Here is a 22,169-nt window from a genome sequence, read left to right as displayed (position 1 = left end):
CGCGACGCTCACACCGCGATCCTTGATCAGGCGAACCGCCTCGATCTTGAACTCACGCCCAAATCGTCTTCGCTGCATCTGCCACCTCCGGCTTCATGAAACACCCAATCTCGGTGTCCACGAAACCGGCAGCAGGCCAGTTGGCGCGACTGTTTCATAAGGTAGAGCTTAGTCGAGTCTTGTAACGTGACCGACATAGACCGTTCTCGATCCTTCGCTACAGAGGCCGGAACTGGCCCAAGATATATTTCGGACAAGGCTTAGGTTCGCACATTGCTAACGACTCTCAAAACTATGTTAGCCTGCATAGGATTGTTGATGAAGCCGCCCCAAATTGACCGGGCACGTCATCCCGCTTCCGTAAGGGGTAGGAGTAATGTCGTGTCTATGACTGGTTCGATATCGAAGAGTGAGATCCTTTCGGGACCCGAGAGGCAGCGTCGGTGGGCGCCGGCCGAGAAGTTGGCGATTGTCGCGGAGACCTATGAGCCGGGCATGAGCGTGAGCTTGGTTGCCCGGCGGCACGGGATTGCGCCCAACCAGGTTTTCTCCTGGCGTCGGCTGGCGAACTAGGGGGCGCTGACGGCGACGCGGGCGGAGGAAGAGGTCGTCCCGGCGTCGGACTACCGGATGCTGCAAAATCAGATCCGCGAACTGCATCGGCTGCTTGGCAAGAAGACGCTTGAGGGCAAGATGAAGGACGCGCTCGACGCCACCGGGCCCCTGGCCTAGCACTGCGCTGGGCTGCTCCAGCGCCAGGGCATTGTGGCGCACGTCCGATCTCAGCCCCGCTTTCGATCTGGAATAGATCGTACGACGTTGGGACGGACTGAATCATCTGGAGTTTCACGACTCGCCGAGGCCGATTAATACGGTTTACCGCGCGGCTACAACCGCTAGCAGTAATCCGCAAAGCCCTGATGATCATGCTGCTTGGCTTTCGCTTTGAGCATCGATTTCATCATCCTCCTCTTGAACACCATTGCCGCTCGAAAGGCGCCATGACTCGTTGCCATCAAACTCAGCCCCTGAGCTTTGAAGCGATGCGGAAACGACACGCCGATCGACGGGCCGTCCAATTGCTTCTGCAACGCCCTTCACGATGGCATTGAATGAAGCGTATTGAGTCGACAGTGTCGAAAGCACTGCCTCATGGATATTCTGCCTCCGCGCCTCCCCCCAAGCTGCAAGGAAGATATATTGTCCCACGTTAACTCTTAGGCGGCTATCAAGGGTCGCGATAGAAAACAACGCTTCTGACGCCACATTAGGTGGCGCGTCAACGAAATTGACAATCTCCGTTATATGAATCCCGACCTGCCGCTCTTCTAGTGCCCGCACAAAATCATCAGACAGCAATTGCTGCTTATCGCGTTTGATCGGCATATCTCTGTCATTCAATCCCCATGTAGCAGGGCCCACTTTTAGCAATGGGTCCTGTTGTACAATCTGAAATGACTGGCTTAGGCCGCGAACTGCAACCAGGCGTTGCCGGATGTCAGTGGCGCGTAAAGGACGGCCGGCATTTTGCAGAGTCGCTATAATAGCTTGTCGAATATCGATGCGCATAGCATCATCGCCAATGCTCGAACGACTCCACACCAGTCGACCATGACGCTTTAGATTGCCGCTGCTCCTCAGCGCGATCTCCATGATGTACTGATCGAAGACCAGACTCCGTTCGACGCGCTCAGTGACAGCTAGTGTCAGTTCTGCACAGTGCCACTGCCGATCGATATCTGATTGATTGACGATATCTTCGGCAATTTCTACTATGATTTGCATCTGATCCGTATCGAGGGGAATGTGCTTACGTAGACCGTATGTGCCTCGACTGAACAAGAGCCCAACACTGGCTGCAGCATTGTGAGCACGGCGCGAGTCAATTTCCTTCCTCGCTCTGACGCTAGATCTGAGCGCGATCTGGCTAAAATGCAACGGCGTATCGCTCTCTTCAAGAACCGTCTCTACGACCTGCTCAGCGCCTCTGCCATATTGTCTGAGATATTTGCTCCCATCGCGCATAACAAAGTGACAGAGCTTCGATGCTTTGGCCCAAAGCAGACCGCGAAACTCCCGAGCCTGTTCCGGCAACAATCCCTCCACGAGGTGCTGACACGCCGCCTCTGTAAGATTATTTTCGACGCTGCTTGCAAGGAGCCTCTTGGCTGAACGTACAGTCGTCTCCCATTTGGGCTGATCGACCAACGCGAGATACTCCAACTCGTCAATCTCTACCATCTGTACACCAGCATCGCTAACAGCCGACAGAAGATATCTAATGACGTTGGGTTTCTCGCCCACCTCGGCAAACCAGGGATCGACAGCTTCGATTCCTCTGAGGGGCAAGGGATAATCTCGCGCCGCAATCTGTTTCCTTAATTTGGACGCAAGCAATTTGCTCCACATCTCGCTAGCTAGCAGGCGAGACAGAGTTTTGCTCTCAATCTGTCTGATCCGCTCTCTGGTTACGTTATACCGCAATCCGATCTCATGCAGCGTTTCCGGAGAGTTATCCAGCCCCATACGAGATGTCAGTATATCCCTCTCTCTCTCACCGCAGAGGAGCAAAGACCGGCGAACCGCAGAAATCAAACCAATCTTCTCTACTGCGAAGAACTCTTTATCGCTGTCAACCGGTCCGGCATCCAACGCCGATTCTAGGGTTTCTACTAGATCACGAATCGATTTTCGACCGCAGTTCTGTGCACGAAGTAGATCTGACGTTGTAAAGCGCTCTAGGTCAGAGACTTTCTTAACCTGCAAATCGCCCAAGATGTTTGCAAGCCGAACAGTCAGCGGTAACTTCTCAAATTCGCGGTTACGAAGCCATGGGGGCGCCGCGCTTGCAATGCTGCCAGGATCGTCTATCTGCGTGCAGAATGACCGAAACCTATAAACTCCGAGCTTGTGACGGAGCTCGTGGGGCAATTCGGCTTCCTGCTCTAGATAGCTTGCTTCACCCAAGACACCAGCTCCGAGGAGGTCGTCTTTCGTCCCCGGGTTTGCGGCTGCATAGTCGCGTACCCAACCCTCAAGCTCAAGACTGCCAGTCTCGGTCAAATTGCCTTGTGGCTCATAGTCTGTGGCATCGTAACCCCAGCCAAGGGTGGCCAGATATACCTGGCCGGCCAGGCATCGAGCGACTGAACTTTCAGTTGATAAAAATTGATCCGGAAGAGCAAACTTCGCCGCCGATGTCAGTAAAACTTTTCCGGGAAACTGATCAACGAAAGCGTCAAAAACTCGAGCCGGGCTCCGATCAAAACCGATATGAACAATAGCGGTCGATTCAGGATCCCGGCGGCGTTTCCAAGCATCTAAAAGTGTCTCAAGATCATGGAAAACCGAAGTTTCCCACGCGCCCCTAGAGCGCATCATTAAGAATGCCCGTAAAGTCGAAGCCACTTCAGACTGCCTCTACCTGGCCAAGCAGGCCAACAAAATCGATATCGCCTGCTTTCGCTTGCGCATGAAGCTCACGCAATCCCCAATCAGCCAGCCGTTCGACAAGACGATAAACACTTGTCTCATTGAGCATATCGCTCATCAACGCCTCTACCGTCCGGCGAAGCATTTGGTCGGGATCGAGCGAACCAACATTAAGGAAAGTTTGTCTTTTGACGATTTCCGGAGGTTTAACACCTTGAGCGATAGCGAGTGCCACTGCAAACCGATACCCGTCCATTTTATCGGCGAAAATGCCTAATTCCTTAAGCTCGTCGAGCATGTCGTTGGCTTCCGAAGAAAGGCCGACCGTAATGATATCAGAGGCGCCACTCATAGTGCGGTCCTTTCGAGCTTCGACTCTGTCTCAGATATCTCTCGGATCTCATAAACTGCGCCAATCTTTGATTTTATGGAAGCCAAATCAGTATCAAGTCGAATTTCACCTCCATGGACCAAAAGGACAAACTGACTTGCAACCGAAGGTAAATATTTGAGAATATTATCACGATGATAGAGATCAAGACGGCCAAACGGTGTATCCATCAGAATGGGCCCTACAGCCCTGCCGGTGCGGTTTAAGCCATCTATCAAAGATAACGCCACAACCTGCTCAGCGCCCGCGCTCCGCAATGAGACCTTTCTACCATGGCTGTCGATAATGCTGAGGCCATAGTTTCCATTTATCTCAAGGCCCCGATAGGCTTTTTGAGTGGTCATCTTCAAAAATGCACCGCTTGCCAATAGTTCAACCCGTTCGCGGAGCCGATCGCGAAGCTTCTCTACGCTTGCATTAAAGCAGCGCTCTAGTTCTGACGCGAGCTTGACCTTCATCGTGCTTTTGTTTGTCCGAGCCGACGCAAAGCCCTGAATGGCTCTCTGGGCAATCGCCAGGTCGTCTTTCGTCCTTTGGATGCTTATTTTCACATTCTCAATATCTGCGGTTAGTCGACCTTCTTCCTTCAGCTTCTCATCCTTTAGCACCCGCTTACGCGCTAGATCAGCTGTGTCATGGCCTGCGATCTCGTCTACCAGTCGCTCGATGTCGTTCTCCGCCTTTTGGGCGGTCACCTCTGCCGATCGTAAGTCGCGATCCGTTTCAACGATTCTCGCTCGTGCACGTACACCTCGAATCTTTTCTAGGCCGGCAAGCTGTCCAGCGATGTCTTGAAGCTCCGAGGTTGTATCAGCTTGTTTGCTGAGCTCAACCTCGAGCGATCCCAACGCTGTTCCGAGACCGGTCTTTTTTTCAGACGACAACGCTTGTTGGCATGTTGGGCAGTGTTCTGTTGCCAGTAGTTTCCGAATATCCTCAACCCTTCCCTGAAGCCTTGCTCGACCGCCTACCAAACCGGTCAGTGACTGCTGCCGGTCCCGCAGCAGCGAGCGTTTTACTTCAAGTTTTCCGTCCAGGAGGTCTTTCCATGCCTCGGACAACAGGGTTTGCCGTTCGACTCGTTTTCGCGCAATTGTGTCCTGTTGAGCTTTTAAGGTCGCGCGTGCCGCATCCATCTGTGCCTTCAATGCTAAAACTACTGCTGCAGCATCGAGCTCGTCTTCGAGCTGGGCACGTTCGCTCCGCGTGATATCGCGACGACTTAGGAGTTTTTTCAGGTCGTCTTCAAAGCTATCGAGACGCGTGGTCAAGCGATCTGTCTGTTCTGCTTGTTGTTGAAGTCCAGCCATATGAGCCATTTCCTGGCTCTGGCGCTTAGTAGATTGCTTTAAAATTGAACCCATCTCATTTCGACCGTTAATGAGCGAAGGAACACCCAAAACTTGTTCGATAGCTTCTTTAATTTGTCGGCCCTGTTCGCTGCCTTCTATGAGCAATTCTTCATACTGGGAAAGCAGTTCGCCGTCGAACAGGAAAAATCTTGAAGTTTGCTCCGGAGCAATTTGATTAATTTCCGGCTCGAACTGATCACCTGGCAGTACGACGCCATCGCGTTTTAGGAAAGATGAAACTATAAAGTCTTCTGTACGCGAAGGGGTTGCGACGTGAGGCCGTTTTTCCGCCGATCGTCTTAGCTCGTAGTCGTGCCCATTCGCTTCGAATGTTATTAAAACGTCAACGCGCCAGTCGTCCTCGTCAGCAGCATTCTTGTTTACAATTTCCTGAAGTGGGATTACGCGGGCGTGGCGACCCACGGCCTGCCCGTAGAAGCCCCAGCGGAGGGCATTGAGCAGCGATGTTTTGCCTCGCATATTATCGCCAACAATCAGCATGACGTTGCGAGACTCATCCTGTGGAAAATCCACGGAATTTACTCCTCTGTACGGCATGAAATTTGTGGCAGTTAGCTTGTGAAGCTTCATTGGTGATTGTCCGCTTTTGGCATCTTATCGAGTTCCTGGTCGATCAGGCGCTCCATAGCAGTCGAAGCTTGAACCCTATCGTCGCTGAATTGATGTCGTTTCTGAATTGCATAGCACTGTCTCAGCAGTGCCTCGCTCAAATCGGGGGCCACTTCCTTGCGTATCGCGAGTAAAGTCTCCAGTGCCAGGTCCTCGTTATCAGACATCGTCCTCTTCCTCCACCTCAATGCCAATAAGTGAGTCCACGTCGAGATCCATTGTTGCTGCGATTGAACGAAGTTCGGCGCCAGCATTCTTATTTATTGAATGGCTTGCAAATTCTAATGATCGTAAAAGCTCAGCCTTGAGCAAACTTATTTGTTCAGGTTCCTTTTCTGAATTTATAGGTACGACGATCGCGTCGTGAATCACGGCAATATGTTTTCCCGGCGCGTGCCGCAAGACTCGCCCGCGTCTCTGTATGAATTGGCGAGGGTTTTGAGAAGAAGCAAGGATGAGTGCGTGCGAAACAGCTGGAATATCGACGCCTTCATCTAAGCATTTAATCGATACGAGAATACCCCCATAAGACCGAAACCAAGCCATTGTCTCGTTTCGATCGCCCGCCATCGCAGAGTGATACTCGACGGGGCTTAAGCCTATCTGGCGCAGGGATTCCAACACGTCTTTAAGCTGTCCGCTATCCTCACAGTATACAAGCCAACTTTGTCCATCTTCGAAATTTCTATGTATAATTTGAGATGCAAGTCTGATTTTGGCAGAAGCTTTTTTTGCTATTCTCGCACGTTTGATTAAGAGCATTTTCGCGCGTTCCGAAAAAACCCTTCTTCCGTCCGGTCCGTCTTTCTGGCGAGCCATTTCTAATTTGATGAGTTTGGTCGCTTTGAGCCAATCGTCAGCTTCTGCGGCGCTGAGGTTGAGCGTGTGCGGGTGATATTCGTACGGGACCAGTCGTCCTGCTGCGACGGCATCAACCAAAGTGATTGGTGGGGGGATTATCGGCCCGAAATAGCCGAAAAGACGCGCTGTGCCCTCTTGGTCGCCGTATCGTTGGGGGGTTGCGCTTAGGCCAAGGCGAGCACCAGCAGCAACGCTGAAAAACTCTGAGTTACGCCTGCTTCCCCACTGATGAACCTCATCTGCGACCACAAGAAGGTGGTCCCCCTGTGTGATCGATTCGCGAAATTCTGCCGTTGCCGCCGTAGGCATCATGGCAATTATGATACGTGGGCCGAGGTCGTCATCGTTGGCGGTCATGCTTCCTAGGCGCCGTGTGGCTTTCCATCGATCATATCCTGCGCCCGCTAGCATCATGGTAGCCTCGGGAATTTCATCCCGGACTTCCTTCGCCCATTGCTCCAGGAGCAGTTTGCTTGGGACAAGTATGATTGCGGGGTTCCCCTCGGCGACATGCTTTCGAATAGCGATGATCGCCGTGAACGTTTTGCCGCTTCCTGTAGCGTGTTCCAGCACTCCACGCCGTCCGTTAGCCTCCCAGGCCTGGATTGCCGAAACCTGGTGTGGCAGCGCGGACCGCTTGGCACTGGTTCGAGTTACAGGCTCGTCGAGCAAGTTCTCAACTCCTCTAGCAGCGTAACGCTTCATATATTCTTCGACAGTAGGTGGGAATGGGGCGACAAATACGTGGGGGTCACGCTCCGACCACAGTTGCTGAAAGTGCTCAGTATGCTTTTTGACTCTCGTGAGTTCAACGCCGCCGCGCCAGCTGCAGAACACCTCTATTGATTCAAAGTTACCCATGTTATGCCAACCGCTCCAAGTTTCATTCGCGGAGCCTTTAAAGCTAACTCGATTGCCGAGAGTGTCGGCGAACACGCCGAGTTTCTCATGATATATTCCACGACCATCTGCTCTTACAGCGAGTTTGAGTTCAAGGTGGCCCAAGGCAATCAACGTAGCTAACGTCCTTGCGCCGAAATTAGTCCTTTGGTCGGCTAGAAGCGCATCAAATTCGGCGCGTAACGTTTGAGCTAGAATATCTGTCCGTCTGGCATAGCCGAATGCAATTTGTTCTGCGTCCAGATCATCTAGGGCTGGCGAACATATGATCTGTATTCTGCCCCCGTTGCGGACAAAGCTGAGCACGGCGGGTCCTACAACAGTGAAAACACTCGATCGAAAATAACCTACGGCCCGACTATAGGTCGAAGCGTTACGTAAGCATTGAACGTAAAACCTGTGTACCGGGTCGTCTTTAATCGACCGGTATTCGGTATCAAATGCGACCGAACTCAGATCGCCCGCATATCCTAACGCCTCACAAGTGGTCGAGGACAAATCTCAATCGCCCCCAGCTAGGTTGTCGCTTCGGAGGTTGACTAGCTTGCGGAAAATCTCAAAACGCCCTCTGGAGCCATCGACATAATTTTTTTCGGCCTCCACACCAATCCAGTTCCGTTCCAAATCTTCAGCTACTGCTCCAGTTGTGTTTGATCCAGCAAATGGATCGAACACCAAATCGTCTTTGTCGGTGAGGAAGTTGATCAGGAATGCGGACAGCGAGGACTGCATTCGAGCGGGATGAGCTGGCAAGTTTTCTGCTTTGCAATACGCACGGTAGCTAGCGTCCCATTTAGTTCCAGTGTATTTCAGTAACGATTCCGGATAGTGTTCTCCGGTCAAATCGATTACGTTCGGGCCTATTGCGCCGCCGTGGTCGGTTAGGAAACCTTTTTCCGATATGACATGTCCGGATGGACGCGTGCCAGCATTGTACTTCTGATCCTTTAGAAGCTTCTTCATGTCCTTACTGTACGGGTTGAGCACCTTACGATTGTCAGCTTTCGGAAATTCTGATTTCGACATCCACCAGACGTGAGTGTAAGAGTCTTTTAGCCGAGCGCGCTTGATGTTTACCCACGCTGCTGGGCTCGGAAGGCGGGCCGGATTGTGGCAGATGATGTGTTGACAGAGATGAAGCCCCGCTGCTCGTTTGAACGCAAGTAGCGCTTCCAATGGTAAGGTCGACATTACGGGAACGCCTTCTTCCCATGCGTTGCCAATCTCAATTACGATTGATCCATCCGGCGTAAGTAGACCTGCGAGTTTTTTTGCTAATGATTCGAGCCATTTGAGGTACGCTTCACCTGTCTCATTCCCGTACCGCTTTTTACGCACGAGTGGAAAAGGCGGAGATGTTGCGATCAAATTGATTTGGCCACGCAAGGATAGTAGTGGGGTGGTGTCCAGAGCGTCTTCAATCCGCCCGTGTAGCATTTTGCCGTAAGCTGTTTGGTAAGCGAGCTTTACGGGCCTGACAGGAGAGTCAGACCTTGATATTGTTTGATCGTTAGCCTGACTCAAGCTCGCTTCCCCTTACCGCGTGACTTCATTTTTCCGCTAGGCTGGTCTGCCTAGGCAAAATCTTAGACTCATGCACGCGATGCCAGGCACGATATAGGTGCAGATCGGCCGGGGGAAGGGGCGGTGGATCCTTCACTCACGAATGGGCATACGACTAATGACGAACCGTGCGCGATTTGGAGGCTTTGCCTCCATCATGCAGATGCCGTGTGTTCACGGTCGACAGCTTGAAATGAGAAGGCCGGGAAGCGCTGGGGTTAGGCGGTGCGGCTAAGAGCCGAGTAGCAGTTAGTCAACTGCACGGGCCGCTAGCGATCGTTGGCCAGTTCAACACAAGTCGGCTATAGATGTAGGACATTCTTCGTCTTCCCCCCGGCCAGAATGTCGGCAGGAAAGCAGTTTGAACCGATGGTGGGCGCTCCGGCCCGGCCCACCATTTCCGATCGGGATCGCAACCGCGACCCCTGGCAGGGGCGATGCGCCGATGATGTCGCCTGGACGCGTTCTTCTCGTGACCGGCGCTGCCAGCGGCATCGGCCGGGCGACCGCGCTGATGCAGGCGGGGCCGGGCGTCGGGCTCGTGCTGCACACGGGCACCAACGCCACCGGTCTCGAGGCCGTGGCGGAGGCCGCGCGCGCGGCAGGAGCGACGGTGGCGACGCTGCTCGGCGACATCGCCGCGCCGGCGACGAGTGATGGCGCGGTTGCGCTGGCGGCCGAGATGTTCGGACGGCTCGACGCCGTGATCGCGGTTGCCGGCCATGCCCGCAAAGGCGCGATCATGGACCTGCCGGAGGCCGAGATCCGCGCGGCGCTGGAGGATTCCGTGGTGGCGCTGCTCCGTCTGGCGCGGGCGGCCCGTCCGCTGCTGAAGGCCGGCGGCAGCGGCCGGATCGTGGCGACATCCTCCTTCGTGGCGCATGCGCTGCGCACGGACATGCAGCCCTTCGCCGCGACCGCGGCCAGCCGATCGGCGCTGGAGACCACGGTCCGGTTGATGGCCCATGAACTGGCAGGGGATGCGATCACCGTGAACGCGGTCGCGCCGGGGCTCATCCGCAAGGACGAGGGCCGGGGCAGCAAGCTCTCGCCGGAGTCGATCGCCCGCATGGAGGCGATCATCCCGCTGGGCCGCCGCGGCGCGCCCGAAGAGGTGGCCGCCGTGATCGGTTTCCTTGCTTCGGAGGCGGCCTCCTATGTCACCGGCCAGATCATCCATGTCGATGGCGGCCTCGTCTGAGCGGCTCGATCGCGGCTTGCGAGTTGTTCTGCCTCAAAGACAGCCGCGCCGCGCCGCCTAGAGTTTCCCCGTTCGCCGGCACGCGGCGCAAGCGGAGAACGGGACGTGGACGCGCAGACAACAGCCTATCGCGACGAGCGCCTGCCGCGTTACACCAGCTATCCCACCGCGCCGCATTTCACGGATGATGTCGACGGGGGACAATTTGGTCGCTGGCTCGGTGACCTCGCTCCCGGCACCAAGGGCTCGCTGTATCTGCATGTCCCGTTCTGCCGGGCGATGTGCTGGTATTGCGGCTGCCACACCACGGTCGCGCGGCGCGACGGGCCGATCGGCGACTATCTCGCCGTGCTGCGGCGCGAGATCGAGACGGTGGCCGATCATCTGCGCGCGCCGCTCGATGTCCGGCATATCCATTTCGGCGGCGGCACGCCGACGATCCTGGCTCCCGACGATTTCGTCGACCTCGTCGCCTTGTTGCGTCGGCGGTTCGCGCTGCGCCCGGATGCCGAGATCGCGGTCGAGATCGATCCGCGCCATCTGACGGTGGCAATGATCGACGCGCTGCGTGCGGCCGGCGTCAACCGCGCCAGCCTCGGGGTTCAGAGCTTCGATCCCAGCGTTCAGGCGGCGATCAACCGCATCCAGAGCGTCGAGCAGACGGCGACTGTGGTCGAGGGCCTGCGCCGGGCCGGTATCGCCGCGGTCAATCTCGATTTGATCTACGGCCTGCCGCGGCAGACGGTCGAATCCTGCATCGAGACCGTCGAGCTTTGCCTGGATCTGGCGCCCGACCGCTTCTCGATCTTCGGCTACGCCCATGTGCCTGACTTCAAGAAGCACCAGAGCCGCATCGCCACCGCCGATTTGCCCGATGGGCAGGCGCGGCACGAGCAGGCGGAGGCGATGGCGCAGCGCCTCGTCGCGGCCGGTTATGTCCGCATCGGGCTCGACCATTTCGCGCGGCCCGCCGACGAGATGGCGCGCGCGCTCGGCAGCGGCCGGCTGCGGCGCAATTTCCAGGGCTACACCACGGATGGCTGCGAGGCGCTGCTGGGCTTCGGCGCCTCGGCGATCGGCCGGCTGCCGCAGGGCTATGTCCAGAACGAGGTGGTGATCGGGCGCTATGGCGAGCGGGTGCGGGACGGTGCGCTGCCGACGGCGAAGGGCTATTGCCTGAGCGCCGATGACCGCCTGCGCGCCGAGCTGATCGAGCGGCTGATGTGCGACCTTTCGGTGGATATCGACGCCGTCTGCGCCCGGCACGGGGCGGACCCGAGGACGCTGGCGCCGTCGCTGTCGCGGCTCGACCTGTTGTCGCAGGAGGGCGTGATCGCGTTCGACGGCGCGCGTCTGTTGCTGCCGGAGCAGTCGCGCCTGCTGGTGCGCAAGGTCGCTTCGCTCTTCGATGCCCATATCGACCAGCCGGCACGGCGCTACAGCCGGGCGGTGTGATCCGCGCGCCGTGTGATCGGCGCGGGGGAGGGCCGAAAAGATAGTCCAATCCTTCCGGCCGGGTTTGCCTTAGCGGCTGAGCGCTCCGAAACGACCGCGACGGATAGCCCTGCCCATGACCTCTTCAGCCCTCGTGATGCTTCACCGCGCCTCGGCCGCGCCCTCGTCCCTGGCTCCTGCGGGGCAGGCGCTCGGGCCTGCCGATCCGTTCGCTGGCGGGCGCGAGGTGGCCTGGCAGGATCCCGCTGCGGCGGCCGGCCGCGTCGCCTTCGCCGGGACGGTCGAGATCGCGGCGTTTCCGCACACCGAGACGATGATCGTTCTGAGCGGCGCGCTGACGCTGTCGGTCGACGGTTCGCCGTCGCTGACCGTGACGCCGCAGACCGGGGTGGTGATCGGGCGCGGCACGACGCTGCGCCTCGAGGCGGCGCCTGGCACGATCTGGGCCTTCCATGCGCAGATCGCGGGCATGAGCGCGCTGCCGGGGCTGACGCTGCTGACGCAGGATTTGGCCTTGTCGCCCTCGTCCCCGCCGGCTGCCGAGGTGCTGATCGGCCCGGCGCCGCAATGCCGCAGCCACAACGCCTTCACGGACGCGGCCATCGAGTTGCGGGCGGGGCTGTGGGATTCGACGCCCTATGCCCGGATCTCGCGCCCGCACCGGCTGAGCGAGCTGATGCATATCGTGGAGGGCGCGGTCGATCTGACGGGCGCGGATGGCGCGGTCCTGACCGTTTCGAAGGGTGACACGGTGTTCGTGCCGCAGGGCGCGCCCTGCGCCTGGGAGAGCCGGGTTCACGTCGCCAAGTTCTATGTCGTGCAGGAGGCGGCTAGCTGATGTCCGACAGCGTGGTTCAGGAAGCCGCCGTGCTGCGCGACATCGCGCCCGGCGACGCGCCGGCCTGCGCGGCGCTGGCACGCGCCGTGGGTTGGCCGCACCGGGCGGAGGATTGTGCGATGGCGATCGGACTCGGCCGCGGCCTGGCCGTGACGATGGCCGGCGAGGTCGTGGCGGTGGGGATGTTGTGGCCCTATGGCGAAAAGCATTCGACTTTGGGCATGATCATCGTGTCGCCCGACCATCAGGGCGCGGGCATCGGCCGCCGTCTGATGCAGGGGCTGCTGGCGCAGGCGAAGGACCGTTCGGTGATGCTGAACGCCACGGCCGCTGGCCAGCCACTCTATGAGAAGCTGGGTTTTGTGCCCTGCGGCGGCATCTCTCAGCATCACGGCGAGGTTCTCGACGTGCCTGCGCCCCTGCCAGGCGCCGGGGCCTCGCTGCGGCCGGCGAGCGTCTCCGACATGGCCGAACTGGAGCGCCTCGACCGGGCGGCCTGCGGCCTGCCGCGCCGGGCCCTGCTGGCCTCGCTCCTGGAGCGCGGCGAATGCGCCGTGCTGGAGCGAGATGGCCGGGCGGTCGGCTACAGCGTCTTGCGCCGGTTCGGGCGCGGACTGCTCGTGGGACCGGTCGTCGCGGAAAACGACGCGGATGCGCGGGTTTTGGTGGCGCATTGGTTGCATGGACGGAGCGGGCAGTTCATGCGGGTCGATACCGGCACCGGCGTGCCGCTGGCGGGCTGGCTGGAGTCCCATGGGCTGAAGCCGGTCGGCGACGTTGTCACCATGGTGCGTGGCGGTTGGCCCGTGGCGGAGGGGCCGCAGCGGGTTCATGCGCCGGCAAGCCAGGCGTTCGGCTGAGCGAGGGAACATCATGGCATTGCTCTACAAATCCGATCCCGCGCGCGGCGCCGAATGGGCTGCGATCCTGGCGCAGAAAGCGCCCGATCTGTCGTTCCGGATCTGGCCCGAGATCGGCGACCCCGCCGATATCCGCTATTTCGCCGCCTGGATGCCACCCGACGACCTGATGACGCAGTTCCCCAATCTGGAGCTGCTGATTTCGGTGGGGGCCGGCGTTGACCATTTCGACCTGTCGAAGCTGCCGCCCGATCTTCCGGTCGCACGCATGGTCGAGCCCGGAATCGTCGACGGCATGGTCGAATATGTCTCGATGGCGGTGCTGAGCCTGCACCGGGATCTGATCGACTATGTCGCGCAGCAGCGCGCCGAGGTCTGGAAGCAGATCCGGGTGCGGCCGGCTTCGACGCGGCGCGTCGGCGTGCTCGGGCTCGGCATGCTCGGCGAGGCCTGCTGCCGCATGCTCGTGCCGTTCGGTTTCCAGGTCGCTGGCTGGAGCCGCTCGGGCCGCGACATCGATGGCGTGACCAGCTTTGCCGGCACGGACGCCTTGCCGGAATTCCTGGCGCGCACGGATATTCTGGTCTGCCTGCTGCCGCTGACCGACGAGACGCGCGGCATGCTCAATGCAGAACTCTTCGCGCAGCTGCCGAAGGGGGCGAAGCTGGTCAATTCGGGCCGCGGCGCGCATCTCGACCAGGATGCGCTGCTGGCGGCGCTGGACAGCGGCCAAATCTCGGCCGCCGTGCTCGATGTGACCTCGCCCGAGCCGCTGACGACAGGCCACCCGCTCTGGAGCCACCCGCGCGTGCTGGTGACGCCGCATATCGCCAGCATGACCCAGCCGGAAACGGCGGTCGAGGTGGTGCTGGAGAATTTGCGCCGGCATCATGCGGGCGAGCCGCTGATCGGCCTCGTCGATCGCCAGCGGGGCTACTGAACGCGAGCGCGAGCAGCGCACTGGCGGGCCGCTGCCGAAGCACGATCTGCCGTGCATGGCGGCCAATAGGGCAGGGGATATCGCGGCGGACCGTCAAGCCCGTGCCGATCTCCTCTGCCTGCGTTCTAACCTGCCCCCCTGACGAAGAATCCGTCTGTGGAGGTCGACGAAGTCCATGCATGATCCAGCCCTGCACGAAAGCGGGATCGCGCCGCAGGCGCTGCCGGCCAGCAGCGGCATCCGGCGCGCGCTCGGGCATATCGAGCGCCACTTCACCGATGCGATCTATCTCGAGGATCTGGCGGCGCTGGCGGGCCTGAGCGTCTGCCGCTTCGTGACCGTGTTTCGCCGACAGGTCGGGCTGACGCCGCACCGTTTCATCTGCCATCGCCGGATCGGTCATGCGAAGCGGCTCCTGCGCGACGGGGTGCCGATGGCGTTGGCGGCATCGGAGGCCGGCTTCTTCGACCAGAGCCATTTCTCGCGTCATTTCAAGAACATCTGCGGCATCACGCCGGGGCGCTATCTGCGTGAGGTCGGCGAGGTGCGCCAACGGCGCCCCGATGCGCCGGCCTGCCTGCAGACTGCCGCCTGAACCTTCAAGACACCGCCGCGCCGATCCGCGGCCGCCAGGAGCCCGCCATGTCCGTCAATTCGCTCGAAGCGCTCGATCGCCTCCACTGGGTCCACCCGGTCGCCAACTGGGCCGGCCACGAGACGCGCGGCGTCACCATCATGAAGTCGGCCAAGGGCGCCTTCATCACCGATGCCGAGGGGCACGAGCTGATCGACGGCTTCGCCGGGCTGTGGTGCGTCAATGTCGGCTACGGGCATGAGAGCATCGTCGAGGCCGCCGCCGCGCAGATGCGCGAGCTGCCCTATGCGACCGGCTATTTCTCCTTCGGCAGCGAGCCCGCGATCCGGCTGGCCGCCAAGCTGGCGGAACTCCTGCCGGGCGACCTCAACCACATCTATTTCTCGCTCGGCGGCTCGGATGCGATCGACGGTGCGCTGCGCCTGATCCAGTTCTACTACAACGTCACCGGCCGGCCGACGAAGAAGGCGATCCTGTCGCTGGAGCGCGGCTATCACGGCTCGAGCTCGACGGGCGCCGGCGTGACCGCGCTGCCGTCCTTCCATGCGAATTTCGACTTCCCGGCCCATGTCCAGCACTATGTCGCCGCGCCTTACGCCTATCGCAATCCGACCGGCTCCGATGATGCCTCGGTGATCGAGGCCAGCGTCGCCTCGCTGCGCGCCAAGGTGGCGGAACTGGGCGCGGAGAATGTCGCCGCCTTCTTCTGCGAGCCGGTGGTCGGCTCGGGCGGCGTGATCGTGCCGCCGAAGGGCTGGCTCAAGGCGATGCGCGACACGGCGACAGAACTCGACATCCTGTTCCTCGCCGACGAGGTCATCACCGGCTTTGGCCGCACGGGCCCGATGTTCGCTTGCGAGGCGGAAGACGTCGTGCCCGATCTGATGACGATGGCGAAGGGGCTGACCTCGGGCTATGCGCCGCTTGGCGCGCTCGCGATCGGCGAGAAAATCTATCGCGGCATCAAGGAGAATGCGCCCGCGGGCGGGCCGGTCGGCCATGGCCAGACCTATTCGGGGCACCCGGTTTCGGCCGCCGTCGCGCTCGAGGTGCTCAGGCTCTATGACGAGGGCGGCATCCTCGCCAATGGCCAGCGCGTCGGCGCCTATTTCGAGAAGAAGCTCGCGACTTTGGCCGATCATCCGCTGGTCGGCGAAGTGCGGGCGCGCGGCCTGCTCGCCGGCATCGAGCTCGTCGCCGACAAGGCGAGCAAGGAAAAGCTGCCGCGCAGCGTCAAGCTGGCCGAGCATCTCTTCGCGCGTGGCTATGCCAATGGCGTGATCTTCCGCGCCTTCGCCGACGACATCATCGGGCTCGCCCCGCCGCTCTGCTGCAGCGAGAGCGAGATCGACCTGATCGTCTCTCGCCTGCGCCAGACGCTCGACGACATGCTCGACCTGCCGGAGGTCCGGGCCGCGCTGGCGCCGGCCAAGGCCGCGTGACGGCGGCGTGATCCTTGCTTTGCCCCGGGCGGCGAACCGTCTAGGTTGCCGCTTCCGCTGCAGCCCATCCCCGGGCCTGGGGCGTGGTGGGTTTGGGTGAGGCTTTCGTCGTGACACCGGGCGTGCGGCTCGACCGCATCGACATGAAGATCCTGATCGAGCTGCAGAACAACAGCCGGATGACGAACGTCAATCTGGCCGATGCCGTCGGTCTGTCGCCGAGTCCCTGCCTGCTGCGGGTCAAGCGTCTCGAACAGGCGGGGTTCATCTCAGGCTATGGCGCGACGATCAACCTGCAGAAGCTCGGCGAGACGATCACCGTCTTCACCGAGGTGACGCTGGCCGACCATACCAAGGAGTATTTCATCCGCTTCGAGACGGCCCTGCGCCGGGTCGACGAGGTGGTGGAGTGCCACATGGTCAGCGGCGGCTACGACTATCTCGTCAAGTTCGTCACGCGCGGGCTGACGCATTACCAGTCGCTGATCGAGACCCTGCTCGACCGCAACATCGGCATCTCCAAATACTTCAGCTATGTCGTGATCAAGTCGCCGATCCAGAAGCCGGGTTATCCGCTGCCGGTTCTCTTCGACATCTGATTAACGAAGCCATGCAAAAGCGCAGAGGCGAGGCGGAAATGGCCAGTCCAAATGCGAAGCCGGTCCTTCTTTCCGGCGGCAACCCGCAGATCGCAAAGGCCGATGGCGATGCGCCGGTGCAGGCCTATATCGTTGCCATGCCGGGCTGGAAGAGCGATCTCGGCAAACGGCTCGACGCGCTGGTGGTGCGGAGCGTTCCCGACCTGCGCAAGGCGGTGCGCTGGAACTCGCCATTCTACGCGGTCGAGGGCGGCGGCTGGTTCCTGTCATTCCACGTCTTGACCCGCTATGTGAAGGTGACATTCCTGCAGGGCCTGTTGCTGGATCCACCTCCGCCCGGCGGCACGGCGCGCAGCGGGGAAGCGCGTTGGATCGACATCTACGAGAAAGACCGGCTCGACGAGGCTCAGATGGCTGACTGGGTGAAGCAGGCTGCGGCCTTGCCCGGTTGGGTGCCCTAACCCAGTGCCTGATTGATCAGTCCGAAGGTCCGCGCGGCGCCGCTGGCGCCGTGGTTGTTTCCCCGGATCATCGGCGTCACCGAATCGAAGATCGTCATGCCGCAGGATTCCAGGAAGGCGCCAAAGCGGCCCTGCTCCTGCGCGGTATCGACGCGCAGGAAGCTGCCCTGATGCGCTTCGACATGCGGAGCGACCAGCGCGACCGCCATGTCGTCGTCCTCCGCCACGATGGGGCCCACGACATGGCCGCGTCCGAAGGGGCGGCAGAGCGAAAAACCCGCGATCTCACCGTTGCGCTCGACGACCGTCCCCACCGAATGCGCCAGCAGCGCCGCGATGACGTGGCTGCGGTCGGCGCCATAGGCGCTGGCATCGAGGCGCGCGAGCGCCTCGAGGTCCGTAGACACCACGGGTCTGACACCTGGCATGGCCGCAGCCGGGGCCGGCAGCGCCACGGTGCGTCCCTGATGCTGGAAGATCCGGCCGACAGGTTCGAAGCCGAGCGAGCGGTACAGGCGATAGCCGGCCTTCGTCGCGCTGAGCCGCAGGTCGCGCGTGCCCGATTGCGCGAAGATCATGTCCATCAGCTCGCGTCCGGCTCCTTGCGCCTGCAGGCGCGGCGAGGTGATGACCATGCCGACGGTTGCGAAGCGCTCGCCGAAGGGCCACCACATCGCCGAACCCAGCACCCGGCCGATCGCGTCGCAGGCGACGATGCCGTGCCCGAGCCCGATCACGAGGCGCCAGTCCTCGGGACGATGCGGCCAGCCGACGCCGATCGACAGTTGATGCAACTGATCGAGATCGGCCTCCGCCATCGGCCGGATGGCGATCTCGTAGCCGAGCCGGCGCTTTGCCGTTCTGTAAGCCAAGGCGTCTGGCCTCACGCGGGGAAGAGTTCGATCATAAGACCGTCCGGGCCTTTCGAGAATAGCATAATTCATACAATACAGGAGCTTAAGCATCCTGAATGCTTGCGGTTCCTGCTCCCGCGATGGTTCGGTCGGCTCCGGCCGGGCGCCAGCGAGACATGCTCCCGATCGATGCAAGGCCGAGGCTTTTTTGGCGATGAAGCTCGAACCCTATTGGCTGGCCTCCGCGCCGCGCTTTACCTCCGGCTCACCGGAGCCGGTCGAAGGCAAGGTCGATGTCGCGATCGTCGGCGGCGGCTTCACCGGCCTGTCGGCGGCGCTGGCGCTGGCGAAAGCCGGTGCCTCGGTCGCCGTGCTCGAAGCCGGGCGCGTCGTCGGTGAGGCCTCTGGCCGCAATGGCGGACACTGCAACAACGGCCTGGCGCATGACCTCGGCGGGCTGGCGGCGCAGATCGGCATTGAGCGGGCGAGCGCGCTCTACCGGGTCTTCGACGACGGCGTCGACACGGTCGAGGCGCTGGTGAAGGAGGAGGCGATCGACTGCGACTTCACCCGCACCGGCAAGATCAAGCTGGCGGCCAAGCCCGGCCATTTCGCCAAGCTGCAGAAGAGCGCCGAGCTGCTCAAGGCCACCGTCGAGCCCGATCTCGAGGTCGTCGCGCCGGGCGATGTCCAGAGCGAGATCGGCTCGTCCGGCTTCCATGGCGGGCTCGTCTTTCCGCGCAGCGCCCATATGCATATGGGCCGATTCGGCGTCGGCCTGGCGGAGGCCGCGGCCCGCGCAGGGGCGCAGATTCATGAAGGCGCCGCGGTGACGTCGCTCCAGCGGATCGCCGGGCAGGCGCACCGCGTCGTCACGACGCGCGGGACGATCGAAGCCAGCCAGGTGCTGCTGGCGACGGGCGCCTCGCGCCAGGGGCCTTTCGCCTGGCTGCGTCGGCGGATCGTGCCGGTCGGCAGCTTCATCATCGCGACCGAGCCGCTCTCGGACAATCTTGCCGCGTCGATCATGCCGACGCGCCGGACCGCGACGACGACGATGAACATCGGCAACTACTTCCGGCTGACACCCGACAACCGCCTGATCTTCGGCGGGCGGGCCCGCTTCGCCCTGTCGAGCCCGTCGTCCGACGCCAAGAGCGGCGCCATCCTGAAGGCGCGGATGCTCGAGCTGTTCCCGCAGCTCGCGCAGACGCGGATCGACTATTGCTGGGGCGGGCTCGTCGACATGACCGCCGACCGGCTGCCGCGCGCCGGCGAGCGCGATGGCGTGTTCTACGCGACCGGCTATAGCGGCCACGGCACGCAGATGTCGGTGCATATGGGGAAGATCATGGCCCGGGTGATGGGCGGGGACACCGCCGCCAACCCGCTCGCCGGGCTCGACTGGCCGGTGGTGCCAGGCCATTTCGGCCCGCCCTGGTTCCTGCCCTTCGTCGGGATGTACTACAAATATCAGGACTGGCGGCACTGAGCGGTCCCGCCGGCCTTCGGCCCTCATCCTGAGGAGCGGGCCAAAGCCCGCGTCTCGAAGGATGGTTCAGGAGGCTCGCGAACCCTCTGGACCATCCTTCGAGACGCCGCTGCGCGGCTCCTCAGGATGAGGTCCGCAGAAGCTTGAACGGTGGCTCACCCGCCGATGTCGATCAGCACCGTCTTGTGGCGCAGATTGGCCTCCACCGCCTGGCGGCCGAGGTCCTTGCCGATGCCGGAGCTCTTGTAGCCGCCGGTCGGCAGGATGAAGTCGAGCGTGCGGCTGTAGCGGTTGATCCAGACGGTGCCGGCCTTGAGCGCCCGCATGGCGCGCAGGCCGCGGCCGAGATCGGCGGTGTAGACGCCGGCCGCGAGCCCGTATTCGGGGTGGTCGGCGAGGCTCAGCCCCTCCGCCTCGTCGTCGAAGGCCTGGATCGTCAGCACCGGGCCGAAGATCTCCTCGCGCACGGCCGCCGTCTGCGCCGTCACGCCGGCAAGCAGCGTCGGCTGGTAGAAAGCGCCGCCATGGCCCTCGATGCGCGCCCCGCCGAGCAGGCATTCCGCGCCCTGAAGGCGGCTGCGTTCGAGGATGTCGTCGATGCGCCGGGCCTGCGTCTCCGAGATGATTGGTGCGTAGGCGGTCGCGGCCTTCCAGGTCGGGCCCGGAGCGACGGTGGCGAGCCGTGCCTGCAGCCGCGCCACCAGTTCTTCCATGACCGGGCGCTGGACGATCAGCCGCGAGCCGGCGACGCAGGCCTGGCCGGCATTGGCGAGAAGGGAGCCGGCGATGCAGGCGGCGGCCTTGTCCAGATCGGCGTCGGCGAAGACGAGCTGCGGGCTTTTGCCGCCGAGTTCGAGCGTCACCGGCTTGATGCCGCTTTCGGCGGCCGCCTTCATCACGGCGATGCCGGTGCGGGTCGAGCCGGTGAAGGAGAGCTTGGCGAGGCCGGGATGGCGCGAGAGCGCATCGCCGGTGACGACGCCATTGCCCTGGACGACGTTGAAGATGCCGGCGGGGATGCCCGCCTCGACGGCGAGTTCCGCAAGGCGCACGGTCGAGAAGGGCGTCAGCTCCGAGGGCTTGAGCACGATGGCGTTGCCGGCGGCGAGTGCCGGGCCGACCTTCCAGGAGGCCATGCTGAGCGGAAAGTTCCAGGGCGTGATCGCGCCGACGACGCCATAGGGCTCCGCAACGATCAGGCCGAGATGGTCCTGACGGGTGGCCGCGACCTCGCCGCCGAGCTTGTCGGCCCATTCGGAGAAGAAGCGGATGCCCTCGGCGACGCTGGCAACATCGCCGGTGACGGCCTGCGCGATCGGCCGGGTCGAGCCGACCGACTCGAGCCGGCCGAGTTCGACGGCGCGTTCGTCGATCAGATCGGCCCAGCGCCGCATGGCGCGGGCGCGCTCGCGCGGCGGCTGCGTCGCCCAGCCGGTGGCCGCGACCGCCTTCGTCGCATTGGTGACGGCACGGTCGACGATGTCGGCGTTGGCGATCGGGAGATCGGCGTACGTCGCGCCGTCAGAGGGGCGCGAGACGGCGATCCGCTCGCCCGCCTGGACGACCTCGCCGCCGATGTAGTGGCCGGTCGAAAAAGCGACCGAATCCGGCGCGAAATCGGTCATCGCCTCAGAGCCCGACGAGGCCGGGGAGCCCGTCGATGCCGCTGATCTCGCTATAGCCGTAATAGGGATTGGGCGGCTCGTGGCCGCGATTGACGAAGACGCGCTGGCCGATCTTCATGTCATGGGCCGTCATCAGGTCGTAGCGGAAGCTGGACGAGCAGTGCATCACGTCCTGCGGCCCGCAGCCGAGCTGGTCGAACATGTATTCGAAGGCCTGCATGCGGGGCTTGTAGGCCTGGGCCTCCTGCGCCGTGTAGGCGGCATGGAAGGGCGCGCCGAGCCTCGCCACCGAATGCGGGATCAGGTCGGTCATCGAGTTCGAGAGGATGACGAGGGGAATTTCCTTCGCGACCTTGGCGAGGCCGGCCGGCACGTCGGGATGCGGACCCCAGCCCGGGATCTCGTCGATGATTGCCTGGGCGTCGGCCGGGTCATAGGCGAAGCCGTGGAGCTTGCAGGTACGCGCGACGGCGTTGCGCACGACGTCCTGATAGGGCTTCCAGGGGCCCAGCACCTCGTCGAGGCGATAGCTGCTGAAGTCCTCGACGAAGGCGTCCATCTGCGCAGGCGACAGGCGCGTGCCATAGACGCGACGCGCGGCGGGGCCCATCTCGAAATAGATCAGGGTGCCGTAGCAGTCGAAGGTGATAAATTTCGGCCGCCAGGTGGTCATGGTCC

At 61.6% G+C, this 22,169-nt stretch carries 19 protein-coding genes and 1 pseudogene; 11 read left to right on the top strand and 9 right to left on the bottom strand.

Features of this window, described 5'->3' with window-relative positions:
• Nucleotides 1-387 precede the first annotated feature (387 nt).
• A pseudogene (locus tag Q8S38_RS21110) lies at nucleotides 388-720 on the top strand (transposase); the annotation flags it as partial.
• A gap of 204 nt (nucleotides 721-924) precedes the next feature.
• Here the strand turns inward: Q8S38_RS21110 and Q8S38_RS21105 are convergent.
• From Q8S38_RS21105 to Q8S38_RS21080, 6 genes are all read right to left on the bottom strand, one after another.
• Nucleotides 925-3,381 (bottom strand): sigma factor-like helix-turn-helix DNA-binding protein, encoded by a 2,457-nt coding sequence (locus Q8S38_RS21105; RefSeq protein ID WP_305682304.1) that lies wholly within the window; start codon nucleotides 3,379-3,381, stop codon nucleotides 925-927.
• A 28-nt stretch (nucleotides 3,382-3,409) separates the two neighbouring features.
• Entirely contained in the window at nucleotides 3,410-3,784 is a 375-nt protein-coding gene (locus Q8S38_RS21100) for a hypothetical protein (protein WP_305682303.1), read from the bottom strand.
• The gene (locus Q8S38_RS21095) at nucleotides 3,781-5,766 is read right to left on the bottom strand and encodes an AAA family ATPase (protein WP_305682302.1); all 1,986 of its coding nucleotides are present in this window, start codon (nucleotides 5,764-5,766) and stop codon (nucleotides 3,781-3,783) included. The genes Q8S38_RS21100 and Q8S38_RS21095 overlap by 4 nt, the downstream gene beginning before the upstream one ends.
• Complete coding sequence (locus Q8S38_RS21090; protein WP_305682301.1) at nucleotides 5,763-5,972, bottom strand: DNA modification system-associated small protein; 210 nt, start codon at nucleotides 5,970-5,972, stop codon at nucleotides 5,763-5,765. The genes Q8S38_RS21095 and Q8S38_RS21090 overlap by 4 nt, the downstream gene beginning before the upstream one ends.
• A complete protein-coding gene (locus Q8S38_RS21085; protein WP_371125933.1) occupies nucleotides 5,965-7,872 on the bottom strand; it encodes a DEAD/DEAH box helicase family protein in 1,908 nt (635 codons plus the stop codon). Before Q8S38_RS21085 ends, Q8S38_RS21090 begins: the two co-directional genes overlap by 8 nt.
• Before the next feature lie 195 nt (nucleotides 7,873-8,067).
• Complete coding sequence (locus Q8S38_RS21080) at nucleotides 8,068-9,090, bottom strand: DNA-methyltransferase (protein ID WP_305682299.1); 1,023 nt, start codon at nucleotides 9,088-9,090, stop codon at nucleotides 8,068-8,070.
• A gap of 511 nt (nucleotides 9,091-9,601) precedes the next feature.
• Here Q8S38_RS21080 and Q8S38_RS21075 point away from each other — a divergent pair.
• From Q8S38_RS21075 to Q8S38_RS21035, 9 genes are all read left to right on the top strand, one after another.
• A complete protein-coding gene (locus Q8S38_RS21075; RefSeq protein ID WP_305682298.1) occupies nucleotides 9,602-10,330 on the top strand; it encodes an SDR family NAD(P)-dependent oxidoreductase in 729 nt (242 codons plus the stop codon).
• 105 nt (nucleotides 10,331-10,435) lie between these two features.
• Nucleotides 10,436-11,785: an oxygen-independent coproporphyrinogen III oxidase gene (hemN, locus tag Q8S38_RS21070; RefSeq protein ID WP_305682297.1), complete on the top strand. Its 1,350-nt coding sequence runs from the start codon at nucleotides 10,436-10,438 to the stop codon at nucleotides 11,783-11,785.
• Between the two features lie 115 nt (nucleotides 11,786-11,900).
• Nucleotides 11,901-12,623: a cupin domain-containing protein gene (locus tag Q8S38_RS21065; RefSeq protein WP_305682296.1), complete on the top strand. Its 723-nt coding sequence runs from the start codon at nucleotides 11,901-11,903 to the stop codon at nucleotides 12,621-12,623.
• Entirely contained in the window at nucleotides 12,623-13,483 is an 861-nt protein-coding gene (locus Q8S38_RS21060; protein ID WP_305682295.1) for a GNAT family N-acetyltransferase, read from the top strand. The genes Q8S38_RS21065 and Q8S38_RS21060 overlap by 1 nt, the downstream gene beginning before the upstream one ends.
• Before the next feature lie 13 nt (nucleotides 13,484-13,496).
• Nucleotides 13,497-14,423, top strand: a complete 927-nt coding sequence (locus tag Q8S38_RS21055) for a 2-hydroxyacid dehydrogenase (protein ID WP_305682294.1) — start codon at nucleotides 13,497-13,499, stop codon at nucleotides 14,421-14,423.
• 175 nt (nucleotides 14,424-14,598) lie between these two features.
• Nucleotides 14,599-15,018, top strand: a complete 420-nt coding sequence (locus Q8S38_RS21050; RefSeq protein ID WP_305682293.1) for a helix-turn-helix transcriptional regulator — start codon at nucleotides 14,599-14,601, stop codon at nucleotides 15,016-15,018.
• Nucleotides 15,019-15,065: 47 nt separating this feature from the next.
• Nucleotides 15,066-16,460: an aminotransferase class III-fold pyridoxal phosphate-dependent enzyme gene (locus tag Q8S38_RS21045; protein ID WP_305682292.1), complete on the top strand. Its 1,395-nt coding sequence runs from the start codon at nucleotides 15,066-15,068 to the stop codon at nucleotides 16,458-16,460.
• A 122-nt stretch (nucleotides 16,461-16,582) separates the two neighbouring features.
• Entirely contained in the window at nucleotides 16,583-17,059 is a 477-nt protein-coding gene (locus Q8S38_RS21040) for an Lrp/AsnC family transcriptional regulator (protein WP_305682318.1), read from the top strand.
• A gap of 38 nt (nucleotides 17,060-17,097) precedes the next feature.
• On the top strand, nucleotides 17,098-17,520 hold the full coding sequence (locus Q8S38_RS21035; RefSeq protein ID WP_305682291.1) for a DUF1801 domain-containing protein: 423 nt from the start codon (nucleotides 17,098-17,100) through the stop codon (nucleotides 17,518-17,520).
• Here the strand turns inward: Q8S38_RS21035 and Q8S38_RS21030 are convergent.
• Complete coding sequence (locus tag Q8S38_RS21030; protein WP_305682290.1) at nucleotides 17,517-18,392, bottom strand: GNAT family N-acetyltransferase; 876 nt, start codon at nucleotides 18,390-18,392, stop codon at nucleotides 17,517-17,519. The genes Q8S38_RS21035 and Q8S38_RS21030 overlap by 4 nt on opposite strands.
• Before the next feature lie 196 nt (nucleotides 18,393-18,588).
• Here Q8S38_RS21030 and Q8S38_RS21025 point away from each other — a divergent pair, with 196 nt between their 5' ends.
• Complete coding sequence (locus Q8S38_RS21025; RefSeq protein WP_305682289.1) at nucleotides 18,589-19,866, top strand: NAD(P)/FAD-dependent oxidoreductase; 1,278 nt, start codon at nucleotides 18,589-18,591, stop codon at nucleotides 19,864-19,866.
• 155 nt (nucleotides 19,867-20,021) lie between these two features.
• Here Q8S38_RS21025 and Q8S38_RS21020 read toward each other — a convergent pair whose 3' ends face one another.
• Nucleotides 20,022-21,491 (bottom strand): aldehyde dehydrogenase family protein, encoded by a 1,470-nt coding sequence (locus Q8S38_RS21020; protein ID WP_305682288.1) that lies wholly within the window; start codon nucleotides 21,489-21,491, stop codon nucleotides 20,022-20,024.
• Nucleotides 21,492-21,495: 4 nt separating this feature from the next.
• Nucleotides 21,496-22,164, bottom strand: a complete 669-nt coding sequence (locus Q8S38_RS21015; RefSeq protein WP_305682287.1) for a haloacid dehalogenase type II — start codon at nucleotides 22,162-22,164, stop codon at nucleotides 21,496-21,498.
• Nucleotides 22,165-22,169 lie beyond the last annotated feature (5 nt).

It is taken from the genome of Allobosea sp., from assembly GCF_030695125.1.
Lineage (GTDB): Bacteria > Pseudomonadota > Alphaproteobacteria > Rhizobiales > Beijerinckiaceae > Allobosea.
Note: the sequence above shows the minus strand (reverse complement) of the source record. Positions and strands in the feature narration are given on the sequence as shown.

Bases quoted from the DNA above. Each gene is read 5' to 3' on its own strand.
- Q8S38_RS21045 (WP_305682292.1), top strand. From the start codon at position 15,066: ATGTCCGTCAATTCGCTCGAAGCGCTCGATCGCCTCCACTGGGTCCAC.
- Q8S38_RS21015 (WP_305682287.1), bottom strand. From the start codon at position 22,164: ATGACCACCTGGCGGCCGAAATTTATCACCTTCGACTGCTACGGCACC.
- Q8S38_RS21105 (WP_305682304.1), bottom strand. From the start codon at position 3,381: ATGATGCGCTCTAGGGGCGCGTGGGAAACTTCGGTTTTCCATGATCTT.
- Q8S38_RS21100 (WP_305682303.1), bottom strand. From the start codon at position 3,784: ATGAGTGGCGCCTCTGATATCATTACGGTCGGCCTTTCTTCGGAAGCC.
- Q8S38_RS21025 (WP_305682289.1), top strand. From the start codon at position 18,589: ATGAAGCTCGAACCCTATTGGCTGGCCTCCGCGCCGCGCTTTACCTCC.
- Q8S38_RS21020 (WP_305682288.1), bottom strand. From the start codon at position 21,491: ATGACCGATTTCGCGCCGGATTCGGTCGCTTTTTCGACCGGCCACTAC.
- Q8S38_RS21060 (WP_305682295.1), top strand. From the start codon at position 12,623: ATGTCCGACAGCGTGGTTCAGGAAGCCGCCGTGCTGCGCGACATCGCG.
- Q8S38_RS21090 (WP_305682301.1), bottom strand. From the start codon at position 5,972: ATGTCTGATAACGAGGACCTGGCACTGGAGACTTTACTCGCGATACGC.
- Q8S38_RS21050 (WP_305682293.1), top strand. From the start codon at position 14,599: ATGCATGATCCAGCCCTGCACGAAAGCGGGATCGCGCCGCAGGCGCTG.
- Q8S38_RS21055 (WP_305682294.1), top strand. From the start codon at position 13,497: ATGGCATTGCTCTACAAATCCGATCCCGCGCGCGGCGCCGAATGGGCT.
- Q8S38_RS21065 (WP_305682296.1), top strand. From the start codon at position 11,901: ATGACCTCTTCAGCCCTCGTGATGCTTCACCGCGCCTCGGCCGCGCCC.
- Q8S38_RS21095 (WP_305682302.1), bottom strand. From the start codon at position 5,766: ATGAAGCTTCACAAGCTAACTGCCACAAATTTCATGCCGTACAGAGGA.
- Q8S38_RS21035 (WP_305682291.1), top strand. From the start codon at position 17,098: ATGGCCAGTCCAAATGCGAAGCCGGTCCTTCTTTCCGGCGGCAACCCG.